The 17,844-nt window shown below is 46.3% G+C and carries 15 protein-coding genes and 2 tRNA genes; 12 read left to right on the top strand and 5 right to left on the bottom strand.

What is annotated here, in order from left to right; genetic code table 11:
• The first annotated feature begins 33 nt into the window (after positions 1-33).
• Both NWF04_05625 and acs read left to right on the top strand, forming a co-directional pair.
• The gene (locus NWF04_05625) at positions 34-624 is read left to right on the top strand and encodes an acetate uptake transporter (GenBank protein ID MCW4006057.1); all 591 of its coding nucleotides are present in this window, start codon (positions 34-36) and stop codon (positions 622-624) included.
• A gap of 287 nt (positions 625-911) precedes the next feature.
• A complete protein-coding gene (acs, locus tag NWF04_05620; protein ID MCW4006056.1) occupies positions 912-2,873 on the top strand; it encodes an acetate--CoA ligase in 1,962 nt (653 codons plus the stop codon).
• A 74-nt stretch (positions 2,874-2,947) separates the two neighbouring features.
• On the opposite strand, the gene NWF04_05615 is transcribed toward acs, so the two are convergent.
• Both NWF04_05615 and NWF04_05610 read right to left on the bottom strand, forming a co-directional pair.
• The gene (locus NWF04_05615) at positions 2,948-3,772 is read right to left on the bottom strand and encodes a hypothetical protein (GenBank protein ID MCW4006055.1); all 825 of its coding nucleotides are present in this window, start codon (positions 3,770-3,772) and stop codon (positions 2,948-2,950) included.
• 390 nt (positions 3,773-4,162) lie between these two features.
• Entirely contained in the window at positions 4,163-4,669 is a 507-nt protein-coding gene (locus tag NWF04_05610; GenBank protein MCW4006054.1) for an Lrp/AsnC family transcriptional regulator, read from the bottom strand.
• A 184-nt stretch (positions 4,670-4,853) separates the two neighbouring features.
• On the opposite strand from NWF04_05610, the gene NWF04_05605 reads away from it, so the two are divergent.
• Positions 4,854-6,215: a M20/M25/M40 family metallo-hydrolase gene (locus NWF04_05605; GenBank protein ID MCW4006053.1), complete on the top strand. Its 1,362-nt coding sequence runs from the start codon at positions 4,854-4,856 to the stop codon at positions 6,213-6,215.
• 81 nt (positions 6,216-6,296) lie between these two features.
• Positions 6,297-6,869, top strand: a complete 573-nt coding sequence (locus NWF04_05600) for a tRNA (pseudouridine(54)-N(1))-methyltransferase TrmY (GenBank protein ID MCW4006052.1) — start codon at positions 6,297-6,299, stop codon at positions 6,867-6,869.
• Here NWF04_05600 and thiL read toward each other — a convergent pair.
• Complete coding sequence (thiL, locus tag NWF04_05595; protein ID MCW4006051.1) at positions 6,866-7,867, bottom strand: thiamine-phosphate kinase; 1,002 nt, start codon at positions 7,865-7,867, stop codon at positions 6,866-6,868. The two genes, NWF04_05600 and thiL, sit on opposite strands and share 4 nt — an antisense overlap.
• Before the next feature lie 140 nt (positions 7,868-8,007).
• Between thiL and NWF04_05590 the strand changes: the two genes are divergently transcribed.
• Positions 8,008-8,084, top strand: a tRNA-Thr gene (locus tag NWF04_05590).
• A gap of 86 nt (positions 8,085-8,170) precedes the next feature.
• Here the strand turns inward: NWF04_05590 and NWF04_05585 are convergent.
• On the bottom strand, positions 8,171-8,413 hold the full coding sequence (locus tag NWF04_05585) for a hypothetical protein (GenBank protein ID MCW4006050.1): 243 nt from the start codon (positions 8,411-8,413) through the stop codon (positions 8,171-8,173).
• A 336-nt stretch (positions 8,414-8,749) separates the two neighbouring features.
• On the opposite strand from NWF04_05585, the gene NWF04_05580 reads away from it, so the two are divergent.
• The 6 genes from NWF04_05580 (at position 8,750) to NWF04_05555 (ending at position 13,872) form a co-directional block, all read left to right on the top strand.
• On the top strand, positions 8,750-9,397 hold the full coding sequence (locus tag NWF04_05580) for a DUF1724 domain-containing protein (GenBank protein MCW4006049.1): 648 nt from the start codon (positions 8,750-8,752) through the stop codon (positions 9,395-9,397).
• Between the two features lie 7 nt (positions 9,398-9,404).
• Entirely contained in the window at positions 9,405-10,235 is an 831-nt protein-coding gene (locus NWF04_05575) for a UbiA family prenyltransferase (protein MCW4006048.1), read from the top strand.
• A 272-nt stretch (positions 10,236-10,507) separates the two neighbouring features.
• A tRNA-Pro gene (locus tag NWF04_05570) sits at positions 10,508-10,585 on the top strand.
• Between the two features lie 191 nt (positions 10,586-10,776).
• Positions 10,777-11,676 (top strand): hypothetical protein, encoded by a 900-nt coding sequence (locus NWF04_05565; protein ID MCW4006047.1) that lies wholly within the window; start codon positions 10,777-10,779, stop codon positions 11,674-11,676.
• Entirely contained in the window at positions 11,652-13,196 is a 1,545-nt protein-coding gene (locus NWF04_05560; protein MCW4006046.1) for a hypothetical protein, read from the top strand. The genes NWF04_05565 and NWF04_05560 overlap by 25 nt, the downstream gene beginning before the upstream one ends.
• Positions 13,197-13,386: 190 nt before the next feature.
• Positions 13,387-13,872 (top strand): helix-turn-helix transcriptional regulator, encoded by a 486-nt coding sequence (locus NWF04_05555; GenBank protein MCW4006045.1) that lies wholly within the window; start codon positions 13,387-13,389, stop codon positions 13,870-13,872.
• A gap of 51 nt (positions 13,873-13,923) precedes the next feature.
• On the opposite strand, the gene NWF04_05550 is transcribed toward NWF04_05555, so the two are convergent.
• The gene (locus NWF04_05550) at positions 13,924-16,185 is read right to left on the bottom strand and encodes a glycosyltransferase family 39 protein (protein ID MCW4006044.1); all 2,262 of its coding nucleotides are present in this window, start codon (positions 16,183-16,185) and stop codon (positions 13,924-13,926) included.
• A gap of 166 nt (positions 16,186-16,351) precedes the next feature.
• Here NWF04_05550 and NWF04_05545 point away from each other — a divergent pair, with 166 nt between their 5' ends.
• On the top strand, positions 16,352-17,791 hold the full coding sequence (locus NWF04_05545; protein MCW4006043.1) for an InlB B-repeat-containing protein: 1,440 nt from the start codon (positions 16,352-16,354) through the stop codon (positions 17,789-17,791).
• The last annotated feature ends 53 nt before the right edge of the window (positions 17,792-17,844 follow it).

Genomic DNA, 17,844 nt, shown 5'->3' with positions numbered 1-17,844 from the left:
GTCTAAAACGGTAAACCTTCGCGATGTGAAACAATGAGTGAAAAATTTGCTAATCCAGCACCTCTTGGGCTGCTGGGCTTTGGCTTAACAACCGTCCTGCTGAACCTGCACAACGCGGGCTTGTTCCCCTTAGACACAATGATACTGGCGATGGGCATAGCTTACGGAGGCTTAGCACAAGTAATCGTGGGCATCATGGAGTTCCGCAAAGGCAACACTTTCGGCACCGTGGCGTTCACATCCTACGGCTTATTCTGGTGGTCCTTGGTACTTTTGTTGGTCCTGCCTAAACTGACCTTCTTCAACGGGTTAGTAGCCCCAACAGAAACTGCCATGGCGGCGTACTTTTTCATGTGGGGACTGTTCACGTTTGCCATGTTCTTTGGCACACTAAAAACTAACCGTGCACTGCAATTCGTGTTCGCCAGCTTAACCGTGCTGTTCTTCCTGCTCACAATCAGAGACATAACAGGCAACCCCGTAATATCAGGAACAATCACCTTCAACACGTTCGTCGGCATCGAAGGCGTCATATGCGGCTTAAGCGCAGTCTACCTAGCATTCGCAGAAGTCCTAAACGAAGCCAACAAAAAAACAGTACTCCCCATCTGCCCCACCCAATAAACAACCAACCACCACACACTACCCTTTTTCTATTTGCACCCCCAATTTATTCAGGTTTTTATGCATCAGGTTTAGGCGGTTTGAAAAATGCAAATTATAGTTTCGACCGCAAGAGGCTTTCAAGGCATAAGCTACAACAGTTTTTTCTCGCCCGCCAAAAAAGTTTCACAGGGTTTTCTTTACTTCATAATCAAGCAGGGTCTTTTTTACTTTTAAGCAGAGAAACCGAAAAACTTTATACTCTCCGAACTGAACGGTTTTCCTAACGTATTCGTGGATTGATGAAAATGTCTGAAGCTAGCTTACCGTTCAACGAAAAATATTCTCCACCAGGTAATCCGGTTTCTTCTGGAGAGAAAAGAAAACAAATTTGGGAAGCAGCCCTTAAAGACCCGCAGGCTTTTTGGGCAGAGAAAGCAAAAGCCATCGACTGGTTCAAGCCAGCCGACAAAGTCCTAGATGACTCTGATGCGCCATTTTACAAATGGTTTGAAGGCGCAGAGCTTAACGTTTCCTACAACGCCCTTGACAGGCATGTAAAAACCAGCAGGAAGAACAAGCTTGCCTACATCTGGGAAGGCGAAATGGGCGAAGTTAAAACCTACACTTACTACCAGCTTTACCGCGAAGTAAACAGACTCGCCAAAGCCCTCCAAGACCTTGGACTTAAAAAAGGCGACCGCGTAGCCGTTTACTTGCCCGTTATTCCCGAACTACCAATCACCTTGCTTGCAGCTGTCCGCTTAGGCGGCATTCACGCAGTAGTCTTTTCAGGTTTTAGCGCTGAAGCCCTTGCTGACCGCATCAACGACAGCGGCGCAAAAATCCTAATCACCGCAGACGGCTCCTTTAGACGCGGCAAATCTGTTGCCATCAAAGCCAACGCCGACCGCGCCCTGAAAATCGCAACCAGCGTAGAGAAAGTTATTGTGGTTAAACGCACGGGTCAAGAAGTTGAGATGCAGGAAGGACGTGACGTCTGGTATGATGATGCTCTTGCACAAGCAGGCGCAAGCGCGTATGTGGAACCTGAAAAAATGGCTGCTTCAGACCCACTGTTCATCCTCTACACTTCAGGAACCACAGGCAAACCCAAAGGCGTCCAACACGGCACAGCAGGCTACCTCGTCTGGTCTTACTGGACACTCAAATGGGCTTTCAACCCCACCGAAGAAGACATCTACTGGTGCGTCGCCGACATCGGCTGGATTACAGGACACACCTACAACGTCTACGCACCCCTAAGCTTAGGCATCACCGCATTCCTCTTCGAAGGCACCCCCGACTTCCCCGACAAAGACCGCTGGTGGGACATGATTGAACGCCACGGCATCAACATCCTCTACGGTACACCCACCGCAGTGCGCATGTTCATGAAATTCGGCGAAGACTACGTCAACAAACATGACCTTAGCAGCCTACGCATCCTAGGCACCGTCGGTGAACCAATCAACCCCGAAGCCTGGAAATGGTACTACCGCGTAGTCGGCAAAGAAAAACTAGCCATCATCGACACTTGGTGGCAAACAGAAACAGGCGGATTCATGATTTCCCCGCTCTCAGGCATCGAACTAACCCCACTCAAACCAGGTTCTGCAACTTTGCCATTGCCCGCAATTGACGCGCAAATCTACGACGAGAAAGGTCAACCTGTCCCCGCGGGAACCAAAGGTTTCCTTGTAATCAAGACCCCCTGGCCAGGCATGCTCCAGACCCTTTGGAAAGACCCTGAACGCTTCAAACAGACATACTTTGGCAAATGGGCAAACACGTACTACACAGGCGACTACGCCGTGCGCGACACAGACGGTTACTTCTGGCTCCTTGGCAGAGCAGACGAAGTCATGAAAGTCGCAGGTCACCGCATCGGCACCGTTGAACTCGAAAGCGCTTTGGTTTCTCACCCCGCAGTATCCGAAGCAGCAGTTATGGGCAAAGAAGACGTAGTCAAAGGCGAAGTCCCCGTCGCATTCATCACCCTGCGCAGCGGACACCAACCCAGCGAAGAACTACGCGTAGAGCTAGTCAAACACATCCGAAGCACCATTGGGCCCATCGCCACCCCCGACGCCATCGTCATGGTCAACAAACTACCCAAAACACGTAGCGGCAAAATCATGCGCAGAATCCTCAAAGCAGTCCTCATCGGCGCACCCATCGGTGACGTATCCACCCTAGAAGACGACGCATCCGTAGAAGACATCAAAACCACCTACGAAGAAATGCGCAAACAATTAAACAAAAAATAAACCCTCTTCTTTCCTTTATTTTCTTTTTATCTTAAACTGCACCTGTTTTGGTTTACAAAAGCAACTTGTCGTTTTTAGATGGCGATTGCTAAGTCGTGAGCTATGAGTAGGATGGAGTAGATTAGGGCTCCTGTGATGAATAGAGCTAGGCTTTTCTTTCTGTTTATGTTTGGGACTTCGCTGCGTATTGCGTGGTATAGAATCACTCCTGAGACTAGGGCTAGCATGAAGTATGCTTGGGTTATGCCTTCGGGGAAGATTACTGAGACCAGCCACGCGATGAGGGGGATGAGGGCGGCTATGTATCGTCCTATGCTGACTTGTAGGCATTTGTAGTGTTGTACCATGGAGTTGTCCATAATCACTAGGTGCAGCGCCACGGCTAAAGTGTAGAGAACTGCAGTGATAGGACTTAACTGGAATTCAAAGAGCAGCAGAAAACTTATCACAAACGTCATGAAGGCAAAACTGGAAAAGTGCGCCACGAAAACACCCGTGGACGCTTGGGTATGCCTAAGTTTTTGCCCCGTTACAGTTTGCTGCTCACGCCTTGAACGCGTAGCCAAATGCTCCAAAGAAAAGAAGAGCAAAAAACCCAAAAAAACCACCAAGAAAAGGTCGTCCTCATAAAAACCCACCAGCGAAGAACTCCCAAACACCTCACTCAAATGCTCCCCCGCCTGCAAAAGCTTAGGAAGCAAACCCAAAAACACATACGCAGCCGTTATCCCCCCAAAAAAAGACAAAGCACGGTTCTTGTGAATCCCCGCGTAAAGCCGCATCCTGTGAGAATACAAATTAACAAAAGCTAAAACCAACGCCGCCGCCAAAGAGTAAAACACAGGTAACTCAACGCCAAACAGCAAAACAAAATCTCCGCAGCAACAAACAATACTCAAATTAATCTATAAACCTTGCACAAACCAAAAGAGACTTTTGGAAAGGTTGCAGGCACGCCAGTGCAGGGCAGATTTAGGTTGCGTGATGTTGTCTTTTTAAGAAGGCAGGGGATAGTTTATTGTGCAACGGTGAATTGTGGTGGCAACTGGTAAAGAGGAGAATTCAAAGCGGCGTGGGGAGAAATTTTGTCCGCGTTGTGGTTCTACGGATATTTTTTGGGCGCAGGGTTTGCCTCAGTTTTGGTCGCTTTGGCAGTGTAGGAATTGTGGGTATAGAGGCGCGTTTATTTTGGAGGATGGGAATTTGGCGGAGAAGCTTAAAGAGGACTGGGAATCGCGGGGTAGTAAATAAAAAAGTGTTTGGCGGGTTGTTTTAGTGGGAAATGGGGGTTACTTGGTTTTTGCCAAGTATTTGAGGTGGAAGGATTTGATTATTGCTTCGGGTTTTAGGTCGGCTTGGAAACTTTGGGTTTCAGTGATTAATTCTCCGAATTCTGCTTTTTGAGCTCTGAGGAATTCTGCAAAGCTTGTATAGTTTTCGTGCAAAGAAACGCAGACTGCATCCCAACCCATGCCTTGACCATCCAAAACAACAACTACATTTGGCTGTTTTAGGTACCATTCTTTGAAGCTGCTTAGGGTTTTGTCTTTCTCGTCACCTTTCAAGTTGTTGAGCTTGGTCTTCAGAAAAGTGAAGGCTGCCAGCTCAAAGCCGATTTGCCCAAACTTGGGAATAACAGTGTAGCCTTCAATGGTGCTGTCCTCAAGCATTGCCCGCCTTCTTGTGACGGTGGGCTGAGAAATTCCAAGTGCCTTAGCTAGTTGGCGGTCACTTCGGTGGGAATCCTTCATAAGTTCGAACAGGAGTTGATAGTCCAAAGGTTTCAGTTCTTTCATTTTTATCTGCCTTATTCTGAAGTTGATTCTGTCTCTTAGTCATTTTAACATTCATATATAAACTTCATGTTGGCTTAACAGATTTTACTCCCTCAATTTGCTTGGATTATGCTTATACTCCGCCATAAGACACAAGAAACGCTTAAGAGAACACAGGCTATTCTACTTCGATGTGAAACCAAAAATGCGCCCGCCCATCCTAAAAGAGATTGAAGAAGAAGTCACAAACCTGCTAAGCGACCTCATACGCATAAACACCACCAACCCCCCTGGAAACGAAACAAAAGCCGCCCAGTACCTAAGCCAAAACCTAAAACAAGACGGCTTTAGCTGCGAAATCTTTGAGTCCGCTCCCAACCGAGGCAGCGTCGTCACACGAATACGCGGCACAGACGAAAAACCCAGCCTCCTACTACTATCTCACCTAGATGTCGTAGCAGCAAACCCTGCAGAATGGAGCGTAGACCCTTTTGGCGGCGTAGTAAAAGACGGATTCGTCTGGGGACGCGGCACCCTAGACATGAAAGGCATGACCGCCATAGAAACCATGGCATTCAAACTCCTAAAAAGAAACGGCGTCAAACTCAAGGGAGACGTGATTTTGGCAGCAACCGCCGACGAAGAAGCAGGCGGAGTCATGGGCGCAGAATACATGCTCAAAACGCATCCCGACAAAATCTTTGCCCCCTACGTACTGAATGAGGGCGGCGGCTCAACCATACCATTGCGGGGCGGCAACGTTTTCACCGTACAGGTTGCAGAGAAAGGGCTACTATGGCTCAGGATTAGGGCACGTGGAATTCCAGGTCACGGTTCAATGCCTGATGCCGCAGATAACGCCATTACACGTATGAATCAGGTGGTCACAAAACTGGGCAGCTACCTCTCACCTGTCGAGTTGTGCTCTACGGTGAAGTATTTTCTGGGCGACTTAGCAGCTAAAGAAGTCAGCTTGCAAGAGCCGCTTATGCAGGTGCTGTCCAACCCTGAAGGCAGCGACACTTTACTGGACGGCTTGGAGAAAACCGAAGCAACCGTAGTCGACGAGCTTCGCCCCAGATTGCGCATGACCATAACGCCAACCATGATTTGCGGCGGCGTCAAAGAAAACGTAATACCCTCCGAGTGCACGGCAGTTTTTGACTGCAGAATACTTCCAGGTCATTCCATCCAAGAGGCACTGGGCTTGATAAAATCGCTACTCACCGAAGTAGGCTTAGACAAACTCTCCTTTGAACCCATCCAAGCCCAAGAACCCTCCGAATCCCCAATCCAAACACCACTTTACCAAACTATCACAGACGTCATAGCTGATTTTGAACCCAACAGCGGCGTTGTCCCCATGCTCATGACAGGTGGCACCGACTCACGCTTCTTCCGACGAAAAAACAGCACCTGCTACGGCTTCCACCCTATGCACAGCGAAAACCGCTACGGCATAAAAGCCACAAGGCGCGAACATGGTATCGACGAACGCATATCCATAGAAAACCTAGTTTTTGGAACCAGTGTACTCTACGAAACCATCAAACGCTTCATGACCTAACAACCCTTCTTTTTTTGTTAAGCCAAGGAGGCTTCGAAATAACTAAAAGCTACAGCGCGTTGTGGTTAGCAGATGTTGGGTATGCGCGAGTTTGTGTTGTTTTCTAGGCAGGGACGTACAGATTCTAATTGGAGTAGCTTGCATGATGCAGGGCGCTTGGATATTGTTTATGAGTGCATAGTTACAAGCCTGTTTTTATCACACGGACTGCGCCGCGACGTCAACTTCCACGCCATCCTAAACGGCGCCCCAAACCCACCCTTGCACCTGCGCATTAACGGCGAACAACTCTATGATGTGCGTACTAACATTGAAACCTGGCAGGCTATACTTAAAAAAACATTCAGCGGCAAAGCTCATCCTGGCGTAGCCTTGGGCAAGAACAGTTTTGAGAACCTCATCAAGCAAAAGGCGCAGACAAACAGCATCTACGTCCTCGAAGAAGGCGGCGCAAACATAGCCCACACAGACATCGAACCAAACCCCCTATTCATACTAGGCGACCACGTGGGGCTTCCCAAAACCGCAGAACGCTTCGCCCTGCGCTACGGACAAAAAATCAGCCTAGGAAAAACCCCTTACCTCGCCGCCTCATGCATAACCATAATCAACCATGCTTTGGATCAGCAGGAAAAACCGCCCAGCCAAGTTTAGGAACGCTGGAAATGTTCGAATCCGCGGGCTTTGATGGGGCGTTTCTCACCGTCGGTGTCAAGGATTAGTTGTTTGTTGCGGGTGGCTTTGCCTATGGGGAGTAGTTGTCCGCCTGCGGCTTCCACAGCTTTTTCGGTTTGACTCCATAGTTTGGGGTTGATTGTTGCTACGAGTTCGTATTCTTCGCCTCCGTATAGCGTCAACTCGCAGGCGTCTAAGCCGTTAAAGTCTGCAAAACGGTTTACGTCCTGCGCGGTAGGCAATGCTGAAACCACAAAACCCACGTTGCTCTGTACTCCAAGCTCATGCAAGCACCACGCCAAACCATCACTAGAATCCATGCACGCCGTCACACCCCCCGAACCACGCAAAGCCACTCCCTCCTTCAAACGCGCCACAGGCATACAAACCGAACCCACTAAAACATCACGCAAACCAGACGCCGCCGCAAAACCCTCCAGCAACAAACGCAACCCCGCCGCAGTCTTCCCAAAAAAGCCTGTAACAGCCAAAATATCGCCTGGTTTTGCGCCGCTACGCAGCATCAGACCCTCACTTCTGGTTGAGCCAAAAAGCTGAATGGCCACCACTAAATCTGAGGTTTCGTTGGTGTCGCCGCCGATAATGTAAGTGCCGTATTCGCGTGCGCCTGCGTTGAGTCCTTTGGCGATTTCTTCTACGTCTTTGCGCATTAATCCGCGAGGGAGCCCCAAAGAGACCAGGGCGGCTTTTGGCAGGACTCCTTTTGAGGCGAAATCGCTAACGGTCATGACTACGGCTTTGCGTGCAGCTTGCCACAGGCTCATGCCGCGGGGGACATCGGTTTTGCCTACGAGCATGTCGGTTTTTAAAACTGCAACTTCGCCCTCGTCTATGGGCACGGCAGAAACGTCGTCGCCAAAGGGCACAGTCATCTGGGGCATGGATTCAAAGTTTCGTTTTAGAATCTTGATAATTCCCTGCTCACTTAAGCCTAAGCCTACTCTATCTCCAACCACGAATTAACCCTCTCACAGGACCAACGGTAACTCCCAAGTATTTCTTGCAAATCTTCTAATTTAAAACTCGCGCCCACGCCGTAGAACAAACCATTTAAAAATAACAATACATTCTCAAATTAAGGCTGCAAGCAGTTCAAGCCTCGATAGCTCAGCCCAGCAGAGCGGCTGCCTCGTAAGCAGCAGGCCGCGGGAGCAAAGCCCGCTCGGGGCTCCACAAACAAGTAGCCAATTTTTGTCGTAAGCCAAGTTCGTGGATAGGTTTTTGGTAATAAAAAAGGTGTGATGAGTAAAGTAGAGGGATTAGGGGTGGGCTTGAACAACTTTTGTTATAAGCTGTCGTATAAGGGTGTTTTCTATGCGTTGTGCGTTTGCTTCGGCTTTGATAGGGTCACGTTCTCGGCTACGATGTTCTTCAACGTGAGTTGCTATAGCACGGCTCATAACCTCAACATCAGGAATAAGCAAAATTTTTGTGCCGCATTCACATTTGAGAACCAGCAACCTCTCCTCTACTATGTCTTGCCTTTCCATCGGGGCACTCATCGTCCTTCACTCCTCGATTCCAGAGACGGTATAACCCATTCCAAATATAAACCTTGCCAAACATCGACAATATTGCTTGGTTTAAGCAATACCAAATCTGCGCAGGCGCTCCAAAAGAAAGTCAGACAAAGTAAACCAATGCTTAAATATAAACCCATGCAAATACACAGCATGGGGTTTTGCTTGGACTACCTTGCACCTCTTAGATCAGAAATTAAAACCAGAATCTTACTTAGTCTCATAGGGAAAAGCAAAAAGCTATCTGAATTGAAGAGCAACATCCAAACCAGAGAAACAACTATTCTGCATGCGTTAAAAGAATTTGAAAAGCAACATATGACCACCAAAACTGATGGCGCATACCAATTAACGTCTGTAGGGCTTATCGGAGCACATATATGTAAGAATTACCAAAATGCGCTTCGGGTCACAGAAGAATTCAAGGAGTTCTGGCTAACCCATGACATAACCCCTATTCCATCGCATCTCTTGCTCACATTAGGAGACCTTCAAGAATCCACGTTAATCCAAACCGACAAAACTAACCTAAGCAAAGTTTACGACACGTTTCTGCAGATTCTGCTTGCATCCAAAAGGGTGAGGGGAATATCCCCAATATTCCATCAAGACTACGTCCCCGTTATAGAGCATCTTCTTAACCAAGGAAACAAGGTTGAACTCATACTCACCACGGATATCCTCAACAAGACCCTTACTGCAACTAGAATCCAAAACCTAAGCAGCAACATGAAAGACGGGTCGTTAAAACTTTATCTAAACGAGAACCTAAAAGTTGCATTGACAATCACGGAGAAAAACTTTAGTTTAGGCCTCTTTGGACATGACGGAGCATACGATGACAGCATGGACCTCATCAGCCTTAGCCCAAAAGCTGTACAATGGGGCGAAAAACTGTTCCAGCAAACCCTACTCGACAGCACGCAAATAGACCCTGACTCTGGCAACCTACGTAAAAAAGGATGACATAAAAATGTTTAAAGAAATAGCGAAATTTATAACCTCTTCGTCTCTTCTTTTAGCTTTAGATGCTCCTTTGATTGTTCTTTTTGGGTATTTGTTGTATGGCACCCAAATTAACTATGCAATACTTGTGGCGGCATCTTTGGCGGTTTTTGCCATTTACAACCTAAACAAAGCCACGGATAAAGTTGAAGACGCCATCAACCGACCTGAAGCAGCATCACGAAGCACCAAACATTACGTTACCTCTGCAGCAGTTTCTCTAAGTGCAAGCTTGGCCATAGGTGCTTTCATAAACCCCATAGCCTTCGCCATACTGATAGTCCCCATCCTTGTCGGGTTGCTATACAGCATCAAAATCATCCCAGGCGTACCCCGCCTCAAAGAACTCACAGGCGCCAAAAGCTTTGTAGTAGCGTTTAGCTGGAGCATATATGGGACATTCCTCCCCGTTGTCTTACAAGCCGCAGACCCCTCAAAAATCACCTTAGTCTTCTCATACATCTTCATGCAAGTCCTCGTAAACACCATCCTCTTCGACGTCCTAGACACCAAAGGCGACGCAATATCGGGAGTCAAAACCATACCCCTAGCACTAGGCAAAGCAAAAACCCGATTCTTCCTCATAATCTCAAACAGCACCCTCGCCCTATGGCTCGCGTTCTGCGTAATAGAAGGACTATTCATCCAATTCGTACCCGCCCTACTCTTTGGCATCATCTACGGATACTTCATCATCTGGCACTTCCTCAAAAACCCCAACCAACGCCTCCGCGCAGAACTCCTCATCGACGGACAATGGATACCCATCGTCGCCCTCATGAAACTCTTCATACGATAAACAGCACCCAACCAACGCCACCACTACCTACCCCCTCCCCCCTTTCTGCATACAATTAAAAAAAGCAGCCCAATAGGCTGCTAATAGGTTGGTGTTTTGGGTTGGCGAGGTTGCAAGAAAACATGCAAGAACTTTAGGATACCTTAAACGTGACTAAACAAGAACCCAAAATGCTCTGCCACAAAAACCAACCCGCATCAAACACACCCACAACACACACTAAGGTTTTTATGGCTCACACCAAATTATGTTCCCTACAACCTCCACGGCAAGGGGCTGTCGGCTAGCTTGGTCCAGGCTTGTAGACTTGGGCTCTATAGACCCCGGTTCAAATCCGGGCAGCCCCACCATTTGGGTTTTGTTTTTTGTTTGTGGTGTGGTGGGGTTTGTGTTGTATGGGGTTTGGTTTGTTGTTTTTTGTTTTGTGTTTGATTTGTTTTTGTGTTGGTTTGTGGCGTTATTATATGGATTGTGTATTATAACTTATGACTGCATATTGCCTAAATATTAAAACTGCCATGTTCACTATCAGGTGTACTGCTTGAAGAACACAAAGACACTATCTCTTCTAATAGCAGGCTTAATTCTGATTTCCTGCTACGGATGCTTAAAAATCGAATCAGCCTCAGCCGTAGGAAATATCGTAACTATTCACCAAACAGGCGTACCCGACGGCGATATGTGGATAGTCACCTACACTGGAGGACCATCATGGATGGCATACCACCCAACATACGATTTATCCATACCCGGAACCGGAACCTACACAATCACGTTTTGGGCATCAGGCTACACTGCTTCTCCACCATCAGTCACAGCATACGTTGCTGGCGACATGGACCTTTACGTAACCTTTACGCCCTCAGGGAATAAGTTAACTATGTTCACAGTTGGGCAGGGAGCAGTTTCTCCAGGGAACCAAACATATTCTGAAGTCACTAACGTTTCTTTGACAGCTACGCCCGAGTCGGGGTGGTCTTTTAGCGGATGGAGCGGAGACGCAACAGGCACAGAAAACACAACACTTCTTGTAGACGGTGAAAAAACCGTTACTGCAAACTTCGTACCCATGCCCACCATAACGGTAATCCAAGGCAGCCACGGTACCATCGCGCCTGAAACAACCGAGCTATACTACGGCGAGAGCCAAAACTTCACAATCACGCCCGAAATAGGTTACCATATAGGGAATGTTTTAGTTGACAATAAATCCCAAGGTGCAGTGCCGTACTACTATTTCAGCGAAGTTACCTATGACCATAACATAACGGCGACTTACGTCTTAGACGAGTATCACCTTATAATGGGTATATCGGGAAGCGGTTCGGTATCAGCGAATCCGCATAAGGCTACGTACCACTATGGTGACCAAGTGACATTAACTGCTAGTCCAAACGAAGGCTGGCGATTTGCTACTTGGGCGGCGATGTCTCAGGAATAGACCGGGAAAAAACTGTAACAGTAAAGGGCAACATGTCGTTTAATGCAGTTTTCGCACAAAACAGCTACGAGCTCATCATAATCAGCAACGGTCAAGGCACAGTTCTTCCAGGCAACACAACTTACTTTTCAGGAACAATTGTCGATTTGAAGGCAATTAACGCAGAAGGATGGACTTTCACGGGCTGGAACATAGGCTCAACAGAAAACACTACCCTCACCATGGACAGCGACAAAACCATAACCGCAACCTTCACCCAAGACACCCACACATTAACAGTGGTAGTTAACGGTCAAGGCACAGTCACCTTAGGCAACAGCACCTACCCGACAGGAACAACTGTGAACCTTGGAGCAATAAGTGATGCCAACTGGAGGTTCACTGGATGGAGCGGAGATGCAACAGGCACAGAGGATACAGCGCTTGTGATGAACAAAGACATGACCATAACCGCAACTTTCGCTAAGAATACCTACAACGTGGACTTTTCAGTATCGGGTACAAGTTCGGACTACACGGGAACCGTCCTGACTGTTGACGAAACAGCTTATGACGTAAACGATTTGCCTTTGTCGTTTACGTGGGACGCGGGTTCACAGCACACTTTTGAATTCAACCCTGCTCTAAGCGTGAACAGCGGCAAACAGTACGTGTGGACTTCAACTAGTGGGCTTTCAAACCAGGTAAACGCAGCATTGACCGTTACTGGCGCAGGCAATGTAGTGGGCACATTTGAAACACAGTACAAGCTAACAGTTAACACGGATTACGGAACCGCAACAGGCAACGGATGGTACAAAGCAAGAACAACAGCTCAAACAACAATTAACCCAACAACAGTAACCAGAGAAGGAACAACCTACGTCTTCAACGGATGGTACGGCGACATAACAAGCTCCACAGCAATGGTCATAATGACAATGGATTTGCCCAAAACCTTAACTGCAAACTGGACACAACAACCCCAACCAACCCCAACACCAACCGAAACACCACAACCCCAAACAACCCCAACCCCCCAAGGAAGTGAACCAGCAGATTTGGGCACAGTTATTGCACTGGTAACTACGAGTGGTGAAAACTGCACGGTAGGATTATGCGGAAACATCACTTCCCTCCAAATGACGGACGTGACAATTACGCCCGACCAAGAAGGCACAACAACCGTGTTGTCATTTACTGTGACAGGCGAAACTGGAACCCAAGGCTTTAGCAACATGACCCTATCAAAAGCAGACGTACCCTACGGAACAACACCTGTAATTTACATCGACGGCGAACCAGTACAAGAACAAGGCTACACAGAAGACGCAAACAACTACTACATCTGGTACACAACAAGCTTTAGCACACACCAAATAACCATACAATTCACCACCCAAACAAACACCATAGCACAACTGCCACAAGAAGCAAACAACCCCTTTGAAATAGCCCCAACCGCACTCATCATCTTTATAGCCGCCGCCATAGCCATCACAGCCTGGCAAAAAAACAAACAACCCCAAACCAAAGAATAAACCACCATCCTCTTCTTCTTTTCTTTTTTCAGTACGGGCAGTTTTAACAAAAAAATGGCGGTTGTCCACCACTGCAGTACATGATTTGGTTTAACGTGTTAGCTCTTTTACGCGTTTGTTTCCTACACCGTGATTTCTTTTTGAATCTTTGCAGTTTTGAGTTGCTGATTTTTTCGTCTTTGGTTAGGAAATGTCGCATGCAATTAATGACCGTGACAACAAGATTCTCAGGGTATATTGTCAAGTTTCATCTCTTGGTTTTGGTGCTATCCCCAAAGAGAAAAAATACAAAAAACGCAACCACAGCTACTATACCTATCGAAGGCATAATCGACGTCATCAGCAAAAACACGCATTACTAATCATCAACACCCTAGCCCACAAAGAAAAACTACGCTTCAACTACCTCACAAAACAACTATGCACCATCAGCCCCAAAACCCTATCCGACCCCCTCAAACAACTCCAAACAGAAAAACTAATCACCCGACAAGCCTACCCCGAAATCCCCCCACGCGTCGAATACACCCTAACCAAAGACGGCACAGGACTAGCAAAAGCCATCCTACCCCTAATCAAATGGGCAGCCCAAAGAGACAACAAAACTAAAAAATGCCACAACACCTGCCACACAACATCCGCACACAAAACCCAAAAAACAGACCCCGAGCCCTAAACTACATCAAAAAGAAAACAACAGCACACAGTTTCTGTTTTTGCATAACTCTTATTCTTGTAAGTCTATTTTGAAAATACTCACTTCGCCATTTTTGAATACACAATTGAAAACAGAATTGCCGTTTAATCGCGCGATTGTTTCGGGATATGTTGCTACAACATAGTTGATGTCCCACTCTTTGATTGCTGCTTTGTAGTCAAAGGAAAAAAGTGTCTCTTCAAAGGTTTGATTGAGGTAGGTTTCTGAATTATTTGTCATGGCTACCGTTATTTGGTCTGTTGATTCAGAGTTGGAGGGTTCATACGAAGTAGCTCCTACGAAGAATTCGAGAACCAAAGAAGGTGTTCCGTCGAGTTTCTGTATGATTTCAAAGTTTTTGGGATTCTCTTTTAGCTGTATGCTGTTGCCGATTGTTTCTGTTGGGAAAACTGTTTGAGTAAGTACACTTGCGCTCGCATCGAAAAATGCAATACTATCGTTACTCTCGAAGACCATGCCCCGAGCAAGAACGGGAACGTGAAGCCAATCATAATTTATCGTTGGTGTTTTACTTTGAAGGTGAATTGTGATTTTGGCGAATCTAACACCAGTATACACCGTTATTGATTCCGTAACTAAATGATAGCTGTTTTCTCGTGTGACCTCATAGGACGAGCTGTTTGTGGATTCTTTGATTTGTCTATTCGTCAGGGGCAAGTCAGAGAACTGCAAATAAGTAACGGAACCATTGTTCCTAAACAAAGCATTTATGCTGTTTTCTTGCAATTCGAAAAAGTGGTACGGAAAATTCAGTTTATGCATTGTTGCTGAAATACGCAAGATATCAGAGTTATTTGACAAATCATAGTTCACAGCTACCAAGCCGTTAGAAATAAAATAGTTTGAGTGAAGCAGATTTTTTGCAATTGAAGCAGGCTCTAATTCGTGGGTCAGTATCAAGTATTGTGGCGGTACTGAACTCAAGGTTTTTCGTTGAGCAAATCCCGAAATCCACCAGCCATACTGAGCATCAGAAACAAGAACGGAGTCCTTTGGCGTATTTGTTTTAATCCATTCTATTGCATCAAACCTTTGAGGCGTCATCACTTGATAATACGATGATTCAACTAACGCATCACCCGGAAGAGCAAAAAGCGGCAGAAAAAACAGCGGAACCACAAGCAAAACACAAAACACAACCACATTAAGAATCCTCCAAGGAAAACCGGGTTTTGCGAACACTTTTTTGAGGCGGCGTACAAAATCCCTTTTGGGCTTCAAATCAAATGTGTGTGAAGTCAAATCCAAGAAGTCCAATCCGCAATCAAGGAGCAAAGCAACCACTGCAATCAATGGAAGATAAAGAAAATACACAAACCGTTGATAATCAACATAGAACCCAAAAAGGTAACTTTGTGTCATAACGATTGGAACTAACACCCAAACGGCAAACAAGGCAGAAGTAATTGTGAAGTATTTGCCTTTATAGAGCTTTGACAAAAAAAGCAGCAAAACAACGGGAAGAACCATTAAAAACGCGTTTTCCAATGGAACTAAACGGGTTTCAAGCATAGCGGCTATTGTTTGATCTACTCCGCCAGTAATCACTGCTTCTGGACCAAAATATACTGGGAGAATTCTAAAAAGGTACGGGGAAACAAGAGTTGCGCCAAATATGAAGGGGAGCACCCAAAGAAGAGGCGTCTGAAGGAATGGCTTTTCTCTTTTTAAGCTGACAAGTATTAGGGCAGCCAACAGTATTGCAATGTAGACCAATGCGCTAAAAACATGTGTTAGAAGCAAAGTCCCCGCCAGAAGAGACGTGATCACAAAATAGCAGGTTTTTGAAAATCTTGCAGACTGCAAGTAAAAATATGCAATTAGGGGTATGATAAATAACGCGGTTATATTGGGGTACCCGCCCCAGCTTAGCATTTCTATGTCGCCTGCGGAGAAAACAATCAGGAAGGAAGCAATGAAGCCTGAAGATTCGCTCCAGAACTTTCTCAAGAGCAGAAAAATACACAAAAAAGTAAGTGCCGAAAAAAAAGAAGCCACAAAGCTATGACATAGGTAATCGGGGAGTCCAGTGAAAGCTCTAAAGAATAAAACAAAGATGTGATATCCCGGGTTGGTCCCTGCAAGTCCGCCGCCCATGTGGAAATTGTTAACTAAAAAATCAGGGCTCTCCGAGGTAATCGATTGAATTAGGCTTTCATGATTGCCGATGTCGGCACCGGGGGGGAAGTCTTGTGCAGTTATTAACAAAAGCCGGTATGCAAAGGAGAAAACAAAAATCAAGAGAAGCAGAATGTTTTTTCTTTTTTCCACTCAAAGTTTACCCCTAAACATCTTCCCCTGTTTTTTAGAGTAACACTCGTTACAGATTAAAATTATGTTGAAAGAACCTGAAGTATTGTGGAATGCCATTCTTATGGCGTAGAAAAAAGTTATATTCTCATTCACTACATAAATAGTTGGACTTTGGGGAATTTTGATGAAAAAGAGTCATCGCAACACAATAACAAGCATTGCCACTTTGACAGTGCTGTTTGGGTTATTAATGCAGCCGTTACTTTGTGCAAACGCGCAGTATCAAACCCAATACAGCCTGTACATCCAAAACAATAATCAACTGGGCGGCAGAACCGCACCAAGTCCAGGCGTCACATATTATGAGCCAGGCTTTGCGGTGCAAGTTACTGCTGAAACTTATCCAGGTTATGTCTTCAATGGATGGTACCTGAACGGAGTTTTCCAAAACAAACTGGAAACCATAACAATTACCATGCTCCAGAATAACGTGCTTACTGCTTCATTTAGTAAACAAGCACTATCTCTTAGAATATCTGCAAGTCCACATAACGGCGGTACAACAAACCCGCCAACAGGGACACTGTTCTTTGAATACGGAAACTCTGTTGAAGTCACCGCCCAACCCGCAACAGGTTTCGTTTTCAGTGGTTGGTACTTAGATGATGCATTCATGGGCATGGACAACAGGATACTTGTAACAATGGCGCAAGACAGAAACTTGATAGCATATTTCACTAACGAAACTGCCACGCCAACCCCAACACCAGGTGTTTCTCCTACACCCTCAACAACCACACCAGAACCTACAGCAGCACCGGCAAGTCTCCCTCAAGCCATGTTGGATGTAACAGTTGATTCCAGCGCAACATACACGGGATTTGACACCCAAATCGGAGGCAAACTGACAACAACTTCAGGAGCAGGACTACCCAATACGGGTATCTTGTTATATGTCAGCGTCTCTGGCGGTGCATCTTGGGATGTGTTGTCTTTTGTGAATACTGATGCTAACGGAGATTTCTCTGTGGTATGGAAACCATCAGTAACAGGCAATTATCTCCTAAACGCAACATGGGCAGGCAACTCTGAATATGCAGCTACAAACACTCTTGTCAACTTTGCATTAACAGCATACCAAGACGAAAGCGTTTTCTCAGTTACTTCAAACTCAACACTATCTGGTTTAATGTTCAACTCAGCAGAAAACCAGCTAAGCTTTAGCGTCACTGGTCCATCAGGCACCACAGGAACTGTCGACGTTGTCATCCCAAAAACAATGGACGTTAACATCTCCGCATTACAAGTATTCATTGACGGAAACCCAATAGCATACACCCAAGACTCACAAGATGACTCATGGATAGTCTCATTCACGTACTCCCACAGCACCCACCAAGTCTCAATAGACCTAAACTCAGACACACCAATCCCTTCAACAACTCCAACACCAATCTTGACAGAAACACCAACCCCAGAATCCACACCTACACCAACACCCTCCCCAAGCATGTCCAGTAACGACGACCAAACCACTTCAATTATGATCTACGCAATAATCGGAGCAGTCATAATCGCTGTCGCAGGCATCATAGCAGTAGTAATTCTTAAAAGGGGAAAATAAAACAACCCCCCACTTCTTTTTACCGACCCCTTACTCAAAGGAACAGGTTTGCC

Source organism: Candidatus Bathyarchaeota archaeon (assembly GCA_026014465.1).
Classification (GTDB): domain Archaea; phylum Thermoproteota; class Bathyarchaeia; order Bathyarchaeales; family Bathycorpusculaceae; genus JADGNF01.
Note: the sequence above shows the minus strand (reverse complement) of the source record. Positions and strands in the feature narration are given on the sequence as shown.

Excerpts from the sequence above, each read along its gene's own strand:
- NWF04_05605 (MCW4006053.1), top strand. The coding sequence starts at position 4,854 with ATGCGCCCGCCCATCCTAAAAGAGATTGAAGAAGAAGTCACAAACCTG.
- NWF04_05610 (MCW4006054.1), bottom strand. The coding sequence starts at position 4,669 with ATGAAAGAACTGAAACCTTTGGACTATCAACTCCTGTTCGAACTTATG.
- NWF04_05555 (MCW4006045.1), top strand. The coding sequence starts at position 13,387 with ATGTCGCATGCAATTAATGACCGTGACAACAAGATTCTCAGGGTATAT.
- NWF04_05545 (MCW4006043.1), top strand. The coding sequence starts at position 16,352 with ATGAAAAAGAGTCATCGCAACACAATAACAAGCATTGCCACTTTGACA.
- NWF04_05600 (MCW4006052.1), top strand. The coding sequence starts at position 6,297 with ATGCGCGAGTTTGTGTTGTTTTCTAGGCAGGGACGTACAGATTCTAAT.
- NWF04_05585 (MCW4006050.1), bottom strand. The coding sequence starts at position 8,413 with ATGAGTGCCCCGATGGAAAGGCAAGACATAGTAGAGGAGAGGTTGCTG.
- acs (MCW4006056.1), top strand. The coding sequence starts at position 912 with ATGTCTGAAGCTAGCTTACCGTTCAACGAAAAATATTCTCCACCAGGT.
- NWF04_05580 (MCW4006049.1), top strand. The coding sequence starts at position 8,750 with ATGACCACCAAAACTGATGGCGCATACCAATTAACGTCTGTAGGGCTT.
- NWF04_05575 (MCW4006048.1), top strand. The coding sequence starts at position 9,405 with ATGTTTAAAGAAATAGCGAAATTTATAACCTCTTCGTCTCTTCTTTTA.
- NWF04_05625 (MCW4006057.1), top strand. The coding sequence starts at position 34 with ATGAGTGAAAAATTTGCTAATCCAGCACCTCTTGGGCTGCTGGGCTTT.